The organism is Aquisalimonas asiatica (assembly GCF_900110585.1).
Taxonomy (GTDB): Bacteria; Pseudomonadota; Gammaproteobacteria; order Nitrococcales; family Aquisalimonadaceae; genus Aquisalimonas; species Aquisalimonas asiatica.
Window position 1 is genome coordinate 1 of record NZ_FOEG01000001.1, and the last position, 15,427, is coordinate 15,427.

The window sequence follows — 15,427 nt, forward strand, 5'->3', positions numbered from 1 at the left end:
ATCCCAGACCATGGTGTTGCCCACGGCGTTCAGGTAGGCGCCGCGGTGGTGGTAGACCACGCCCTTGGGGTCGCCCGTGGTGCCGGAGGTGTAGTTGAGGGCAATGGCGTCCCACTCGTTGTCCGGGTTCTGCCACTGGAACTGCGGGTCGCCCTCGGCGAGCAGCGCCTCGTAGTCCAGCTCGCTCAGCGCTTCGCCTTCCCCGTACTCCGGGTCGTCCACGTCGATCACCAGAATGTCGCGGTCGACCCGGCTCAATGCCTCGCGGACCACCGGTGCGAACTCGCGGTCGGCGATCAGCGCCCGGGCCTCGCCGTGGCCCAGCATGAACGCGATGGCCTCCGCATCCAGGCGGGTGTTGAGGGCGTTCAGCACGGCACCGACCATGGGCACGCCGAAATGCGCCTCCAGCATCTCCGGGATGTTGGGCAGCATCGCCGCCACCGTGTCGCCCTTGCCGATGCCGCGGTTGTGCAGCGCGCCAGCGAGACGCCGGCAGCGCGCATAGGTCTCGGCCCAACTCCGGCGGATGCTGCCGTGGATGACCGCGGTACGCTCCGGGTAGACACTGGCGGTGCGCTCGATGAAGGTAAGGGGCGACAGCGGCGTGTAGTTGGCGGGCGTCTGCCCGAGGTGCTGCTCGAAGATGGATGCGGGCGACTGCATGGGTTTCTCCTCCGGCTTGTCGGTTCGGTGACCGCTCTTGTTCCCCGGCGCCGCCAGCGCGTGCCAAGGGGGGGCGAGGTCAGGTGTTATGGGCCATACCACTAGTTACCACGGACATGTCGCCAACGTAAGTGTGTGCGGGTCGCCAGCCGTTCTGAAGGTGACGAAGCTGGCTGCGGCTTGACCTGAGTCAATGGGCGCGGCTTTCCGGAATGGCTTCATGGTGGCCGAGGGGGCGACCCCGAGGCTGATCGGGGTGTGATCCCGGTCACGCTTTCCGGGAGGCAACCCTATACACTTTGTATGTATAATTGTCGTACAAGAAATATGCATTGAAAATGCAGTTTTGGTTTACGGGTACGGATGCCCCGATCAGGGATCCATTTCATGACCGACGTTCAAAGCAGACTCGCCGAGACCTATCGCCGCGGTGACCGGCTCTCACTGATTGTGCTCGCCATCGCACTGTTGCTCTCCGTTGGCATCATGCGCTGGTCGGGCACGTGGCACGCGCCGGTACTGGTGGGTCTGCCAACCCTGCTGCTGGCCGCGGTCGTTGCCTGGAGGCTGCCGGGAGCGCGGCTGACACGGGCGCTGATGGGGGCCGCCTACATGGTCATGGCCGGGCTCCTGATTCATCAGTCCAAGGGGCTGATCGAGTTCCATTTCGCGATCTTCGTTCTCCTGGCGTTCCTGCTGGTCTACCGGGACTGGCTGCCTGTTGTGGCGGGGGCCGCAACCACGGCAGTCCATCACGTGGTCTTCCACCATCTGCAGCACACCGGTGCACCCGTCTACATCATGGAGCGCGGTGACGGCTGGCTGGTCGCGGTCCATGCGGCGTTCGTGGTGTTCGAAACCATCGTGCTCGTCTATCTGGCGCGGGTGTTCCACCGTGAAGGGGTGCAGGCTGCCGAACTGGACGTGATCGCCAACCGGCTGCAGGAGCGCGACGGCCGTATCGATCTGAGTTTTCGGCTCCACGAGGCCTCCACGCCGCTGGCGCAGGGCATGAACACGTTCGTGGACGGGGTGAACAAGGTCGTGGCGGAGGCAGTCCGGGTGCTGGATGAAGTGCGCGGGCTGGCTGACCGCAGCGAGGCTGGCGCTGGCGAGGTGCATGACCGCGCCAGGGATCAGCAGAGCCGCTTGCAGTCCATTTCCTCGGCCATGACCGAGCTCACCGCAACCAGCGGTGAAGTGGCGCAGAACGCCGAAGCATCCGCGTCCGCCGTGGAAGACGCCAATCGGCAGTCCGGTGAACTCCGCCAGGTCATGGAGGCTACCCTCGATCAGATGCAGGCCCTTGAGCGGGCGCTGAACGGCGCTGCCGATGGCGCGGCGGAGCTGGAGGAGCAGAGTCGGGCGGTTGGTGAGGTTGTGGGTGTCATCCGTGACATCACCGACCAGACCAACCTGCTCGCACTGAATGCCTCCATCGAGGCTGCCCGCGCCGGTGACCAGGGGCGCGGTTTTGCGGTCGTTGCGGAGGAGGTGAGGGCGCTGGCGAGCCGCACGCACCAGTCCACGGAGCAGATCGATACGCAGGTCGAGGCGTTGCAGTCGCGCACCGCGGCCAGTACGACGATCATGCGCGACGGCGCCGAGCAGGCTTCGGGCGGGGCCCGGCAGCTGGACACTGCCCGCAGCCAGGTCGAGGGTGTCACCGGCCACATCGGCGGTATTTCCGACAATAGCCGGCAGATCGCCAGCGCCGCCGAAGAGCAGCGTCAGGTGGTGGAGGATCTCACCGCGCAGGTCGAGGAGATCAGTGCGAGCGCGAATGAGACGGCGCGGGAGTCGAAGGACAACGTCTCCCGCAACCAACAGCTCCGGGATGTGCTCGGGGAGCTGGAGGGCCGTCTCAGCCGTTTCAGTATCGGCTGACCCTGCGATCGGTCAGTCGTCGAAGACGATGACCTGCCGTACCGCCTCGCCACTGGCCAGGCGGTCGAAACCGTCATTGATGGTGTCCAGGGTCAGGGTACGGCTCAGGAGCTGATCCACCGGCAGCCGGCCCTGCCGGAACAGGCCGACGTATCGGGCGACGTCCCGCACCGGCACGCAGCTGCCCACGTAGCTGCCGCGCAGGGTCCGCTCCTCGGCCACCAGGCTCACCTGCTGGATGGAGACCTGGCGTTCCGGGTGTGCCAGGCCGCCGGTGACGGTAACCCCGCCGCGGCGCGTTATCCGGTAGGCGAACTCCAGTGCTTTCTCCGAGCCGGCCATTTCGATGGCGCTGTGTACACCACCTCCGGTGGCCTCGCGGATGCGCTCCGCACTGCCGTCTTCGCTGCTGTTGAAAACCTGGGTGGCGCCAAGCTGCCGGGCCAGTGCGAGCTTGTTGTCGTCCACGTCGACGGCCACCACCTCGGAGGCCCCGGCGACCAGCGCGCCCATGACGCTGTTCAGCCCGACGCCACCAAGCCCGATGACCGCGACGCTCTGCCCGGGGCGCACGTCCGCCGAGTTCACGGCCGCGCCAACGCCGGTCAGCACTGCGCAGCCGAAGAGCGCGGCATGGGTGAACGGCAGTTCGGGGTCGATGCGCACCAGCGAGTTGGTGGAGATCACCGCGTAGTCGGCGAAACCGGACACACCCAGGTGGTGGTTGACGGTGGTGCCATCGGCCCGCCGCAGCCGGTGCCCGCCGCCAATCATCACGCCCTCGTTATTGGCCTTGCCGCCCGGTTCGCACAGGGCGGGGCGCCCCTCCGCGCACGGTCCGCAGTGGCCGCAGCTCGGAATGAACACGGCCACAACGTGGTCGCCCTCGCGCAGGTCCCGTACGCCGGGCCCTACCTGCTCGATGACGCCGGCGGCTTCGTGCCCGAGGGCCATGGGTACGGGCCGTGGGCGGTTGCCGTCCATGACCGAGAGGTCCGAGTGGCAGAGGCCGGCCGCCTTCATGCGGACCAGCACTTCACCTTCGCGGGGTGGGTCCAGGTCCAGTTCCTCGATCACCAGGGGCTGGCTCTCCCTGTAGGGCGCGGGGCGGCCGATCTCCTGCAGCACTGCGGCGCGGGTCTTCATGCGGGGCTCTCCTCTTTATCTCCGGGGCTGACGCCGTGCGTCTCCGGAGTCACCCTAGCAGAACGGGCGCGCAATGGGATGTGCCCGGGCAGGAAGGGGGGCGCGCTGCTAAGCTCCCCTGAGACGACAACAAGAAGAGGGTGACCCCATGTTGAAGCGCATCTCCATACTGATCGTGGCCGTCATGGCCCTGGCGGGATTCACGGCGGCAAAAGCGCTTGATGACGCCACCATTGACCAGTGGCTTGGTTCCATGAGCGAGCTGCAGTCATGGGCGGCGACCCAGGACGACGTGGACGATGAGTTCGACGCCCCGGAACGCATCGACGACATGGACTTCGAGGCCATGCTCGCGGAAACCGCCCGGGAGCATGAGGAGATTCAGACCATCATCCGCCGGCATGGCTATGAAAATGAGGATGAGTGGGCCGCTGCGGGGAGCCGTATACTCCGCGCCACGATGGCATCGGAGATGCGCATGACCTCTGGCAAGCAGGAGGAAATGGAGCAGGCACTGCGCGAGATCGACGAGCACCCGCAGTTGTCGGATGAACAGAAAGAGCGGATGCGTCAGCAGATCGAGCAGCAGATGGCGGCGTTTGCGGGGCTGTTCGAGGACGTGCCCGATGAGGATATCGAGGCGGTACAGCGGCGCCGTGACGCGATCATGGACGTCATGGACGCCGACTGAACCGGAGCGAGCCGCCCGGCGGGCGGCTCGCAGAGTGGCCGATCAGAGGCTTTGCCCGTTGTCGCGGATCTCGCGAAGACGGTCGTTGATGCTGAACAGGACGATCCAGAACTCGCAGAACACGCGCAGGAACAGCCCGGCGAAGACGATGTAGAACAGCCCGCCCAGGAAGCTGCCGAAGGTCATGCCGCTCTGCTGGTGCATGCCCGCACCGCCCATCATGCCGCCACTGAACATCATGGCCAGCCCCGAAAGGACGATGACCACCAGGCCCAGCCAGAACAGCACCTTGATCAGGATCGGGGCAATCATACGGTCGAAGAAGAAAAAGTCCTTAGCAGACATCTCGCGCTCCCATTGAATGAATTTTCATTTCTTGTTGGAGCGACCGATTCTATTGACCTCGGTGCCATGCAGGAAGTGGACACTGGCGGCAGTGTGACATGGGTCACGGGATGCCGGCTCACGCCAGGCATCCCGCCGGGGGCGCGCCGATGTCAGGGCAGGGCGGCCGTGAGTTGATCCGGTGCCTGTTCCAGCAGAACCCGTTCGCCGCGGAGCCCCTGATCCAGCCGATCCGCAAGGATGTCGATGATGCCCGGGTGCTCGCCGGCCAGGTGGGTCATGACCGTGCGCAGCCCGGCGTTGCGCCCCTCCGCCTCGCGGCAGATGGTGGCCACGTCGCCTTCCGCGCCCGCATGCCGGCCCGGCGAGAGAAACAGCATGGACACGATGACGTTGCTATCCCGGAAGTCCTGTGTGTCCAGAAGGCGTTCCAGCAGCGGTTCATTGAAGCGGTAGGCGTCGCCGTCACGGCGCTCCATGGAGCAGCCCACCACCCGCGAGGCGGTATCGCCCAGCAGAACACTCAGTTGCCCGGCGAGCACGTTGCGCACCGTGGTGACTTCCGGAATGGGGCTGCCGTGATCCACCAGCGCCACGGCCGGACGCTCCAGGCTGCCCGTGGCCTCCTCGATGCCGTCGCGGAGCAGGTGAGCAAGCCGCAGGTCGGTGGGGCCGAACGGGTCCACCAGGCTTGGCGCCACGCGCACGCGAACGTTCGGGAAATGCTCCTGCAGCGTGCGGACCCGCTCCGGGATGTACTCGGTCAGTGCCCGGCTGGGGCCGAAGAAGAACGGCAGAATGAGAAAGTCGTCCACCCCTTCCCGCGCCCAGCGCGTGGCGGCGGGGCCGAACGTCTTCGCGGCCTCGCCACCCAGGTCGGCGGCAGGCACCTTGTTGGAGTGGAGCAGCGACACCGGCTCCACCTCGGTGCCGGTGCGCTCCGTGAGCGCCGCGGCCACGCGCCGCAGGTTGAGCGTCGACGCGGCCCGCAGCGAACCGTTGTCGACCAGAAAGACCTTCTGCATCGGTGCTCTCCCGAGGGTTGTCAGTCAACAATGGCCTGATAGACCAGCGAGCGGAGTTCCCGCCGCATGGGCAGCAGGCTCGAGGGCATGAGCTGGGCCATCTGGATGACGATCAGGTCTTCTTCCGGGTCGATCCAGAACTGGGTGTTGGCCATGCCGCTCCAGAAGTACTCGCCGGGGGAGCCCATGGTCTCAGCCAGGGCCGGGTCGAGTACCACCGCGAAGCCCAGCCCGAAGCCAAGGCCGGCGCCCATGTGCGAGCTGTTGAAACGCGGCTCGCCCATGTCTTCCATGGTACCGGGCAGGTGGTTCATCTGCATGAACTCCACCGTCTTGCGGCCGAGCAGTCGCGCCCCGTCCAGCTCGCCGCCGTTACGCAGCATCAGGCAGAAGCGCAGGTAGTCGCCGATGGTGGACGTCAGCCCGCCGCCGCCCGAGAACATGGTCACCGGTGCATGGAACTGCCCGCCCGCCGGGTTGTTGAACTCCGTCAGGCCGCCCGTGAGCTCCGGTGGCAGTTCCGTGGGCTGTGGGCCGATGCGCGGCGGCGGCATGCGCGTGCTGGAGGTGTACATGGTGGCCAGGCGGTCCCGCTGCGCTTCGGTGACGCCGAAGCCGGTGTCGTGCATGGCCAGCGGCTCGAAGATCTCGTCGTGGAAAAAGCGGTCCAGCGGCTTGCCGGAGATGACCTCCACCACCCGGCCAAGCACGTCCGTGGAGACGCCGTAGTTCCAGCGTGTGCCCGGGTGGAACAGCAGCGGCATCCCGGCCAGCCGCGTGACCATGTCACCCAGCTCGGTATCAGGCGCATTGAAACTGATGCCGTGGCGGTGATAAAGCGCATCCACCGGGGACGCCATGAAGAAGTGATAGGTCAGCCCGGCCGTGTGGGTGAGCAGGTTGCGCATGGTAATCAGCGTGTGCGCCGGCTCGCACTGCGGGTTGTCGGCATCGCCGCCGACCAGCACCTCCATGTTCTCGAACTCGGGCAGAAACCGGGCGATCGGGTCATCGAGCTGGAAGGCGCCCTGCTCGTAGAGCATCATGGCAGCAACGCTGGTGACGGGCTTGGTCATGGAGTAGATGCGGAAGATGGAGTCTGCCGTTACCGGTGACTGTGCCTCCCGGTCCAGGTGGCCGCAGGCGTCGAAATAGGCGGTCTCGCCCCCGCGATTGATCAGCAGGCTGGCGCCCGCCAGCCGCTCACGCTCCACGTGTTCGCGCATCCAGCGGCCGATCCGGCCGAGCCGTTCGCCACTGAGTCCAACCGTCCGGGGGTCTGTGGATTCCAACGCGTCGCTCCTGTGATGATGGGTGGAAAGCCTGGTTCGAGCGTACTTGATTCCCGCATGGTGTGGTATGCATGGCATCGCGGGAACCCGCGAACAATAACGAAACAAGGAGAACAGCACCATGAGCACTGCCGGGGAGCACACCGCAGCCGACGGGCCAATGGAGGGCCAGCGCGCCATCTACAGTCGCGGGCTGGCGGCGAAGCAGCCGCAGGTGCCGACCGACTACGCGGCGCTGGAGGCCCGGGCCGAGCGCTGCATGAGCGCGCAGGCGTTCGCCTATATCGCCGGAGGTGCCGGCCGGGAGGACACGGTGGCACGCAACCGCTCCGCGTTCGGGCAGTGGCAGATCGTGCCGCAGATGCTGCGCGATGTGGGTGAACGCGACACCTCCATCACGTTGTTCGGCCAGCGCCTGCCGTCGCCGTTTCTGCTCTCGCCCGTGGGGGTGCTGGAGATGGCGCACCCGGACGCGGATCTTGCCGTCGCCCGGGCAGCGGCAGCGGCGCGCGTGCCGTACATCTTCTCCAACCAGGCAAGCCGGCCCATGGAGACCTGTGCGGCCGCCATGGGCGATGCGCCGCGCTGGTTTCAGCTCTACTGGAGCAAGTCCGACGCGCTGGTGAAGAGTCTGGTGCAGCGTGCCGAGGGCAGTGGCTGCTCCGCCATCGTGGTGACCCTGGATACCACGCTGCTTGGCTGGCGCAGCCGCGACCTGGACCTGGGGTATCTGCCGTTTCTGCGCGGCCGGGGGATCGCCCAGTACACTTCCGACCCGGTGTTCCTGGACTCCCTGGACGAGCCCCTGCCCGCGGGTGCCCAGGACGTGCGCCCGCCGGTGAACCTGCACACCCTGCGCGCGGTGTTGCAGGCGGCCCGCGCCTTCCCCGGCGGCACCCTTGCCGGTCTGCGCTCCGGGCGGGCGCTGGCGGCCGTGCGCCGGTTCATTGCCACCTACTCGCGCCCCACGCTGACCTGGGAGAATCTCGCCTTTCTGCGCGAGCACACGCGGCTGCCCGTCCTGCTCAAGGGCGTTCTCGACCCCGACGACGCCCGTCGGGCGCTGGATCACGGCGTCGACGGCCTGATCGTGTCCAATCACGGCGGGCGACAGGTGGACGGTGCCGTGTCCACCATCGAGCAGCTGCCGCGCATCCGCGACGCCGTGGCCGGGCGGTTGCCGCTGATCCTGGACAGTGGCGTGCGCGGCGGCGCGGACGCGTTCAAGGCGCTGGCGCTGGGTGCCACGGCGGTGGGCATTGGCCGGCCGTACTGCTACGGTCTGGCCATCGCCGGAGAGGCAGGGGTGGGCGAGGTGATCGCCAACCTGCGGGCGGACTTCGAGCTGACCATGGCGCTGGCGGGCTGCCGCTCCATCAGTGAGGTGACGCCGGAGCGGCTGCGCGCCGACGCTGCCGTCAGCGCGTGAGGTGATCCTGGTCCGGCGTTTCGGTGCGCGCGTCTTCCAGTGCCCAGACGAGCATGCAGCGGAGCTCTTCCCGGTCCGACAGGGCCGGTTGCGCGGCCCGCCAGGCCAGCAGCAGCGATGCAATGGCCGCCAGCGCCAGCCCCGACCACTGCGCGAGGGCGGCGAAGCCGTGCTCGGCAACAAAGGGCACGGCCGCCAGCAGCCCGAACGCGGCCAGCAACGCCAGCACGGCGGGGCCGGTGCTGGCGGCAGGGTAGCCGCGGCGCCGCATCTCCCGCTCGGCGTCGCAGCAGGTCAGGGCGCTTTCCAGCGTCGCCGTCGTGAGATGGGGATGTTCCTGCAGCCGTTCGCGGAACAGCGCATAGCGGGGGCCCAGCATGCCCCGGCGATACCGGCGCATGAGGGCGTTGTGGCGGTGCGACCCCTCCCGTGCCTGAATGACCGCCATGGCGCGATCTTCCAGTACCAGGCCGCCCAGCAGCCCGCTGAGCAGGACCACGGCGACCACTACCGCGGGTGTCCACCACCCCTCGGTGACCAGCGGTGCCACGGCCAGCGCGGATAGGCCGAAGAGCACGCAGATCAGTAGTGCCAGCCCGGAGAAGCTCACCACATGTTGCGTCAGGAGTAGCCCCAGGGTGCGTGCGCGGGAGCATTCGTCGTAGATCTGCTGAATGAGTAGCCAGTCTCGCAAGGCGAGTGTCCTTCCTGCATGGGGCCGTGGGTCATGCGGTGTGCGGGCGGGGTGCCTGCGCCAGTCCGGGGTTACCTTACGCGTTCCGGTGGCTGTCGGGAAGGGAGAAACGGTCGGTGGTCAAGGGGCGGGCGGCGTGACTGCAGCCCGCCCCGGAGGGGCCCGTGGTCGAGGCTCAGAACTGCAGGTCCAGGGCGACGTTGACCTGCACCGAGCGCGGCATCTCGTTGCCGTCGAACGAGGCCGTCTCCAGCGCATAGGCGGCGTCGATGTGCAGGGCGCGGAAGTAGGTGACGCCCGCCATGACGTAGCTCAGCTCCTCGCCGGCCAGGTTCTGCTTGTAGCCGAGCCGCGGGCTCGGGATCCAGAAGGTCTGTGGCACGTAGCTGCCGTGGATGGCGGCCCACTGGTGCTCGTCGCCGGTGGTGTCGGCCACGCTGTTGGCGTCCAGCCGCGCGCCGGCCACCCAGCGCCGGTTCTGGGTGAACACCTGGCCTTCCAGTGTGATCTGCCGCTCCATGGTCCAGCTGCTGCCGTTGCGCTTGGCCTGGGGGTTCCTTTCGAAAAATACGCAGGACTGCGCATCCGGGTCGCTTCCGCAGACATCCGGGTAGTCGAAGGAGGGCTCATTGATGTTCTTGAGCGTGGCGCCGGCGGAGTAGTTACCCGCCATCCAGTACAGCCCGGCGTCCAGCCCGAGCCCGTTGGACGTCTCCTGGTTATCCTCGAACTCGTCCTCGGCCCGGTCTTCTGCATCGTCGCCGTCGTCCAGCAGGACCCCCGAGCGGGCCAGCGTGACCTGGTACATGTTCAGGGTGGCGCCGGCGTGCAGGGAGCCCAGGCCGTTGTTGAACAGCTCCCGGGAGTAGCCGCCGCTCAGCCGACCCACCAGGCCGCCCTGGACGGCGAGGCCGGCGTCTTCGTTGGGCTCGAAAGCATAGTCCTCGAAGGTGTCGTCGCCCTCCGCATCAATAAAAAGAACGGGATATCCGTCAGAAGTCTCACCAATGTCAAATTGGGCGTCAGGCGTGAGGCTGCCGAGGTCAAAGTCTGCAAGGCCAGAATCAAAGGCGTTGCCGCTGGATTCCACCGCGGCTCGGGCTTCCAGATAGCCGCCGTAATCGATGGTAATCACGCCGCCAAGGGTCTGGGAGCGCACGCTCAGGGGCGCGGCCGGGCCACCAACTGATGCGTTCAGTCGTACGTAGGCATCTTCTGAAAGATCGTTGACAAGAAGGTTGGTCCGGTCTTCGAAGTCGATGATGTCGTTGACGAGCTGTTCGATCTGGTTTTGGTTGCTGGTGTCCACGGTATCGAAACGCATCTCCAGCGCATCGAACTGATCCCCGATATCCTCCAGATCCTGATCGAAGTCATCCGCCTCGCCGATCTCGATGCCAAGCCCGATGTTGGCCAGGCCGGCGCGCACGCGGCGCTCGCCCAGGGAGGGAGTCGCCGGATTGCCGGTGACGGCAATGGCCACCTCGTGGGGCGCTGAGCCGCCGTAGGTGAGCTGGGCTCCCGCCGGTTGGCCCATGGGATGCGCATGCGCGCCTGTAACCGCCGTGGCGGCTGCCAGGCCGCCGGCAATGGTTGCTCGTCTGATCATGTGTCGTGCCCCTGCTGAGCGGGTAACCCGCTGATTTCTTGTTGTCGGGCCCGTCGCGCTGGCCCCACCCCGACAGGACCGAGCGTAGCGTCATTGCAGTGGTGGTGATGTGACGCGCTGCACGAGATCGGCGTGCAGGTTCTGGCTCAGTGGCCGGGCAGGCGCTGTTGCAGGTGGGTGATGTGGTTCATGAAACCGGGCTGGGTGAACGTCCGTGGCGGCTGTGGCCGCGCGAACAGGAACCCCTGGAACAGGTTGGTGCCGAGCTGGCTCACGGCCTGGAGCTGCGACTCGGTCTCCACGCCCTCGATCACCACCTGCAGGCCGATGTCTTCGGCGAGCCGGACGATGGTGGTCAGAACCCGCAGGGCGCGTGTGCTGGAGATGATGGGATCCACCAGGCTCTTGTCGATCTTGAGGACGTCCAGAGGGAGCTGCTGCAGGTAGGCGAGGGAGGAGTAGCCGGTGCCGAAGTCGTCCATGGCGATGACTGCGCCGGCGGCCTGAAGCTGCTCCAGCACCTCGGCGGCGTGGCCGGGGTCGTTGAGCACCGAGCGTTCGGTGACCTCGAGCTGGATCCGGTTCACGGGGATGTCGAGGTCGCGAATGAGCGTGAGCAGCTCGTCTGCCGCGGACCGACTGGCCAGTTGCTCCGGGGCGATGTTCAGGCTGAGCAGGAACCCGTCGCCGAAGCGCTCCGCCATGGCCGGGCAGTGGATGGCCTCCGCGGCCGCGGCGAATGCCTGCCGGGTGACCGCATCCATGGAGCCGGTGCGCTGGGCGGCATCCAGGTAGACGCCGGGCGGGAGCAGCCCGAGGTCGGGGTGGTGGAGCCGCATCAGACCCTCGAAGGCGTGAATGCCGCCGGATGCCATGTCCACCACCGGCTGCAGGTGTGCGGTGATCCACTGGTGGCTGATGGCCTGGGAGAGGACGTGCTCGGCGTCCCGGTCGGCGAGCATCCGCTGCTGGAACCGGCGGGAGAAGACCTGGGTCACGGTGCCGGCAGGCCTCTGGCGTACGGCGCGCATGGCCATGCGCGCGCTCTCAAGCAGCGTGGCCGGATCACGGTTGTCCAGGGTCGAGGTGTCGGCGATGCCGACAGCCGGGCGCAGCCACAGGCGCTCGTTGCCGACCACCAGGGTGGTCTCCATGTCGCGCTCCAGAGCGGCGCTGAGCATCTCCGGTGCGGTGGTGGCAGGGGCGATGGCGGTGACGGCGTCACCGGAGGTCAGCCCGATCCGTAGCGGCCCGTGCGGGATGATGTCGGACAGCAGCTGTGCCACGTGCTGATGGATGGCGCGCAGACTGTCTTCGGGGCTGGAAGCGGCCGAGCCACCGAGGATGCGCATGCGGACCATGATCGCGATGGAGTCCTCACCGTCCAGGTCCCGGTCACCGAGGTGCGCCATCAGTGCCCGCTCGGTGAATAGCCCCGTCTCCGGGTCGGTCCAGAACCGCCGGGTGATGTCCGTCTGCGTGCCGCCAAGCCGCAGGACATGGCCGCGATGGTCCCGCAGCGTGGCGCCGCGGGCGAGCATGAGGCGCTCCTGGCCCAGCAGGTCTTCACGCAGCCGGAACTCGACCCGCAGGTGTTCGTCTTCGCCCGTGAGCACGCGGCGGATCGCGCGCCGGATCATCGGCGCGTCGCGGCGGTGGACCAGCTCGATCCAGCCGGCGGTGGTCCAGTCGCGGCTGCTGTCCGGGCGCCCGATCTGCTCCAGCCAGCGGTCCGAGACCAGCAGTTGATCCGTATCCGGGAGCCACTCCCAGACGCCGTCGTTGGCGCCATCGATCACCAGGTTCAGCCGCTCGGTGCGCTCCACGACGCGCTTTTCCAGGTCGGCACGGGCTTCTTCCACGGCGCTGAGGTTGCGACGGATCTGTTCCAGGACGAAGTTCACCAGCATCGCCAGCTTCTGGATCTCCAGGTCGTCGCTGTCCACATCCACCCGCAGGTCGAAGCGGTTGTCCACCACGTCGCACAGGGTGTTTGCAATCTGCGCGATGGCCTCCCGCGTGGAGGACGCGGAGCGGCTGGAGCGGTCGGTCATTGCGCGGCAGCCTTACCGGTATCCCTGTTGAAGCTGATGTGGAACGTGCAGGCTTCGTGTCCCTGGTGCCGGCACTGGAGTTCCTCGACGCTGCCTGGTTGGTCATAGAGCCGCAATACCCGCTCGGCGAGGGCGCCGTAGAGCTGGCACAGCTGCAGGTGGGAGCGGTAACGCACGATGAGGTCGCCACCGTCCTCGGTGATCTGGAACTTGTCCCGGACCTGTTCCCGCGCTTGCGGATCGCGCAGCCCGGCACCGAACGCACAATGGATGGTGGGCTGGCGCAGGAGGAAGTCCCGGGCCGACGGGGCCAGCTCGAAGAACCGTGGAAAGATCGCCTTTGCTTCTTCGAGAAAATGGTCGGCGTACAGCCCCCAGAGTGTCTGCTCGTCAACGCGCATGTTCATGGCTGCGGCCGTGATCAAGGCTGCACACTCGGTGTCGGAGAAATCCTGATGGATGGGGAAATAGGTCTCCGGATCCAGCCCGCAGTCGGTCAGGATCCGTTGCTTCAGGGCCGTGCCGCCTTCTTTCTCCAGCAGCACCAGCAGGGTGTGTTGTATCAGTCCGATCATCGCCCGCAGCCCGCGCTCCGCCCATCAGGTACTCGTATCACGTTCCATGCCGCTGCCCAAGGCCTGGCGCGTGGTTGGGTGTTATCTGCCCATGGGTTCCGGCCGCCCGAAGCGATACCCCTGCGCAAGCCGTATCCCATGGTCTCTCACGGCCTGCTCCTGGGTGTCCGTTTCGATGCCTTCCGCCACCAGGGACACCCCCAGCCCGTCGGCCATGGCCACCACGCTCTCGATGATAGCCCGCTGCAACGGGGGCTCGGTGCCGAGCTGTTGAATGAAGCGCCGGTCGATCTTGATGCGGTGTATCGGCAGGTCCGCGAGAACCGTGAGTGAGGAGTAGCCTGTGCCGAAATCGTCCAGAGCGATCCGCACACCGGCGCTGGACAGCGCCTCCAGCGCGGTCAGGGCGCGCCCGGGGTCGGTGACTACGCGCTCGGTGATCTCGAGATACAGCCGGTGCGGCGCAACGCCGGCGTCGGCGAGCAGCGTGCCGATGTAGGCGGGGAAGTCCGCATGGTAGAGGGTTGGCGCAGCGATGTTCACGGACAGGACCGTGTCCGTATCCGCCATGGCGGATACGGTCTGCTTCAGTACGAGGCGGTCCAGGTCGACAATCAGTCCGTTGCGCTCGGCGACCGGAATGAAGTGGTCCGGCGTCAGGCGTCCCATGTCCTGCGTGTCCAGCCGGGACAGGACCTCGAACTCCCGCACAGTGCCGTCGTCCAGGGCCACCAGGGGCTGGCAGTGCAGAGCGATGGCCCCTTCTTCGCCGCCGATCAACCGGCGCAGGCGCTGACCAACGAGCAGGGCCTGGTGTGCGCTCTGACCCTGGGGGGGCCGGTAAACCCGGGTGGGCTCCTGGGAGTGCTTGGCGCTGTACATGGCCGTGTCGGCGGCCTGCTGCAGATCGTCCACCGTCTCGCCGTGATCGGGGAAGACCGCAACGCCGACGCTGGTGCCGCACTGGATGGCTTCGCCCGCCAGGTCGAACGGCTCGAGCAGGGCGTCGTGGATCCGTGCTGCCATGGCCAGGGCTCCGTCCGCGCCGGTCAGCGGCAGTAACAGGCCGAACTCGTCGCCGCCCAGCCGGGCAAGCAGGTCACTGGTGCGGCAGATGCGGCTGATGCGCGCGGTGATCTGGTTGAGCAGGTCATCGCCGACGCTGTGCCCCAAGGAGTCGTTGACCTCCTTGAACCGGTTCAGGTCGATGAATAGCAACCCCATGGCGCGGTTTTCCCGGCGGGCAAGCGCCATGTGGCGGTTGGCCTGGTCGATGAACGCCCGCCGGTTGGCGATCCCTGTCAGCGGATCGGTGTAGGCAAGACTGGTCGCTTCGTTCTGGCGCTGTTCCTGGGCGTGGATCAGTGCCAGCAGGTTGAGCACCGATGCGGCATAGGCCACATCCTCCGGGGCGATGGGATCATCGGTGCTGTCCACCAGGCCGATGGCGAGCTGCAGTGTTTCCGTGACCGGGCAGTTCAGAACCACATGGGACTGCAGCGCGGCAAGCGGCAGCCCCGTGGCGCCGCGCGCGGTGTCGAGCGAGCGGAAGGCGTCCGCCCAGGCGATCCCGTCGGCCGGGTCGCGGGGGGTGAGGTCGGCGTGCAACCGCAGAACCCCGCTGGTGGCCTCGGGCACTGTGGATGCCACGAGAGTCATCCGGTCCGCGGGGCCGTTCCAGGCGAAAACGCCGACCATGCGGAGGTGGGTGGCCAGCTGGGTCAGTGCGTCCCGGGTCAGGGCGCGGGCGTCGGTGACGTCGGCGACCGCCTGCGTCGACAGGCGTACGAAGAGTTCCAGGCGGGCGTTGCGTTCCCGGAGCTGCTCGACGCCTGCGGGATAGCGCGCCGGGGGCGCAGACAGAGCGTCCGGTTCGCCGGTTTGGGAGTCAGCCAATGTGGCGCCCTATGGGGTCGGAGGTGGCAAAGACAGCGTTATCCGCCGTTCATGCCATCGTACGCGGCCCTCCGTGCGGATGATACCGCCCTGGCGATATTCCGGCCGGGCGGTCGCC

13 protein-coding genes are annotated in these 15,427 nt (G+C 67.1%); 3 read left to right on the forward strand and 10 right to left on the reverse strand.

The features are described 5' to 3' along the window. On the reverse strand, positions 1–666 hold a 666-nt coding region (locus BMZ02_RS00005), incomplete at its 3' end, for an AMP-binding protein (RefSeq protein WP_139209099.1). Between the two features lie 387 nt (positions 667–1,053). Here BMZ02_RS00005 and BMZ02_RS00010 point away from each other — a divergent pair. Next, entirely contained in the window at positions 1,054–2,553 is a 1,500-nt protein-coding gene (locus BMZ02_RS00010; RefSeq protein WP_091638846.1) for a methyl-accepting chemotaxis protein, read from the forward strand. A gap of 12 nt (positions 2,554–2,565) precedes the next feature. On the opposite strand, the gene BMZ02_RS00015 is transcribed toward BMZ02_RS00010, so the two are convergent. Then, positions 2,566–3,699 carry a zinc-dependent alcohol dehydrogenase family protein gene (locus BMZ02_RS00015; RefSeq protein ID WP_091638848.1) on the reverse strand — a complete coding sequence of 378 codons (1,134 nt, stop codon included), beginning with the start codon at positions 3,697–3,699 and terminating at the stop codon, positions 2,566–2,568. Between the two features lie 148 nt (positions 3,700–3,847). Here BMZ02_RS00015 and BMZ02_RS00020 point away from each other — a divergent pair, with 148 nt between their 5' ends. Next, positions 3,848–4,390 (forward strand): hypothetical protein, encoded by a 543-nt coding sequence (locus BMZ02_RS00020; protein WP_091638850.1) that lies wholly within the window; start codon positions 3,848–3,850, stop codon positions 4,388–4,390. A 42-nt stretch (positions 4,391–4,432) separates the two neighbouring features. Here BMZ02_RS00020 and BMZ02_RS00025 read toward each other — a convergent pair whose 3' ends face one another. The 3 genes from BMZ02_RS00025 to BMZ02_RS00035 all read right to left on the reverse strand — a co-directional run bounded on the left by BMZ02_RS00025 (position 4,433) and on the right by BMZ02_RS00035 (position 7,052). Continuing rightward, positions 4,433–4,735: a DUF4282 domain-containing protein gene (locus tag BMZ02_RS00025; protein ID WP_091638852.1), complete on the reverse strand. Its 303-nt coding sequence runs from the start codon at positions 4,733–4,735 to the stop codon at positions 4,433–4,435. A 152-nt stretch (positions 4,736–4,887) separates the two neighbouring features. Then, on the reverse strand, positions 4,888–5,760 hold the full coding sequence (locus BMZ02_RS00030) for a sirohydrochlorin chelatase (protein WP_091638854.1): 873 nt from the start codon (positions 5,758–5,760) through the stop codon (positions 4,888–4,890). A gap of 20 nt (positions 5,761–5,780) precedes the next feature. After that, positions 5,781–7,052, reverse strand: a complete 1,272-nt coding sequence (locus BMZ02_RS00035) for a serine hydrolase domain-containing protein (protein ID WP_245753896.1) — start codon at positions 7,050–7,052, stop codon at positions 5,781–5,783. A 121-nt stretch (positions 7,053–7,173) separates the two neighbouring features. On the opposite strand from BMZ02_RS00035, the gene BMZ02_RS00040 reads away from it, so the two are divergent. Further along, positions 7,174–8,481 carry a lactate 2-monooxygenase gene (locus tag BMZ02_RS00040; protein WP_216110628.1) on the forward strand — a complete coding sequence of 436 codons (1,308 nt, stop codon included), beginning with the start codon at positions 7,174–7,176 and terminating at the stop codon, positions 8,479–8,481. Here the strand turns inward: BMZ02_RS00040 and BMZ02_RS00045 are convergent. The 5 genes from BMZ02_RS00045 to BMZ02_RS00065 all read right to left on the reverse strand — a co-directional run bounded on the left by BMZ02_RS00045 (position 8,471) and on the right by BMZ02_RS00065 (position 15,309). Beyond that, positions 8,471–9,175, reverse strand: coding sequence for a hypothetical protein (locus BMZ02_RS00045; RefSeq protein WP_091638858.1), 705 nt, complete (start codon positions 9,173–9,175; stop codon positions 8,471–8,473). The two genes, BMZ02_RS00040 and BMZ02_RS00045, sit on opposite strands and share 11 nt — an antisense overlap. Before the next feature lie 175 nt (positions 9,176–9,350). Beyond that, positions 9,351–10,784: a conjugal transfer protein TraF gene (gene traF, locus BMZ02_RS00050; protein ID WP_091638859.1), complete on the reverse strand. Its 1,434-nt coding sequence runs from the start codon at positions 10,782–10,784 to the stop codon at positions 9,351–9,353. 146 nt (positions 10,785–10,930) lie between these two features. Next, positions 10,931–12,838, reverse strand: coding sequence for an EAL domain-containing protein (locus tag BMZ02_RS00055; protein WP_091638861.1), 1,908 nt, complete (start codon positions 12,836–12,838; stop codon positions 10,931–10,933). Further along, a complete protein-coding gene (locus BMZ02_RS00060) occupies positions 12,835–13,413 on the reverse strand; it encodes a heme NO-binding domain-containing protein (RefSeq protein ID WP_091638863.1) in 579 nt (192 codons plus the stop codon). Before BMZ02_RS00060 ends, BMZ02_RS00055 begins: the two co-directional genes overlap by 4 nt. 81 nt (positions 13,414–13,494) lie before the next feature. Next, positions 13,495–15,309 carry a putative bifunctional diguanylate cyclase/phosphodiesterase gene (locus BMZ02_RS00065; protein WP_091638865.1) on the reverse strand — a complete coding sequence of 605 codons (1,815 nt, stop codon included), beginning with the start codon at positions 15,307–15,309 and terminating at the stop codon, positions 13,495–13,497. Between the last annotated feature and the right edge of the window lie 118 nt (positions 15,310–15,427).

Excerpts from the sequence above, each read along its gene's own strand:
- BMZ02_RS00030 (WP_091638854.1), bottom strand. The coding sequence starts at position 5,760 with ATGCAGAAGGTCTTTCTGGTCGACAACGGTTCGCTGCGGGCCGCGTCG.
- BMZ02_RS00020 (WP_091638850.1), top strand. The coding sequence starts at position 3,848 with ATGTTGAAGCGCATCTCCATACTGATCGTGGCCGTCATGGCCCTGGCG.
- traF (WP_091638859.1), bottom strand. The coding sequence starts at position 10,784 with ATGATCAGACGAGCAACCATTGCCGGCGGCCTGGCAGCCGCCACGGCG.
- BMZ02_RS00060 (WP_091638863.1), bottom strand. The coding sequence starts at position 13,413 with ATGATCGGACTGATACAACACACCCTGCTGGTGCTGCTGGAGAAAGAA.
- BMZ02_RS00040 (WP_216110628.1), top strand. The coding sequence starts at position 7,174 with ATGAGCACTGCCGGGGAGCACACCGCAGCCGACGGGCCAATGGAGGGC.
- BMZ02_RS00015 (WP_091638848.1), bottom strand. The coding sequence starts at position 3,699 with ATGAAGACCCGCGCCGCAGTGCTGCAGGAGATCGGCCGCCCCGCGCCC.
- BMZ02_RS00055 (WP_091638861.1), bottom strand. The coding sequence starts at position 12,838 with ATGACCGACCGCTCCAGCCGCTCCGCGTCCTCCACGCGGGAGGCCATC.
- BMZ02_RS00010 (WP_091638846.1), top strand. The coding sequence starts at position 1,054 with ATGACCGACGTTCAAAGCAGACTCGCCGAGACCTATCGCCGCGGTGAC.
- BMZ02_RS00025 (WP_091638852.1), bottom strand. The coding sequence starts at position 4,735 with ATGTCTGCTAAGGACTTTTTCTTCTTCGACCGTATGATTGCCCCGATC.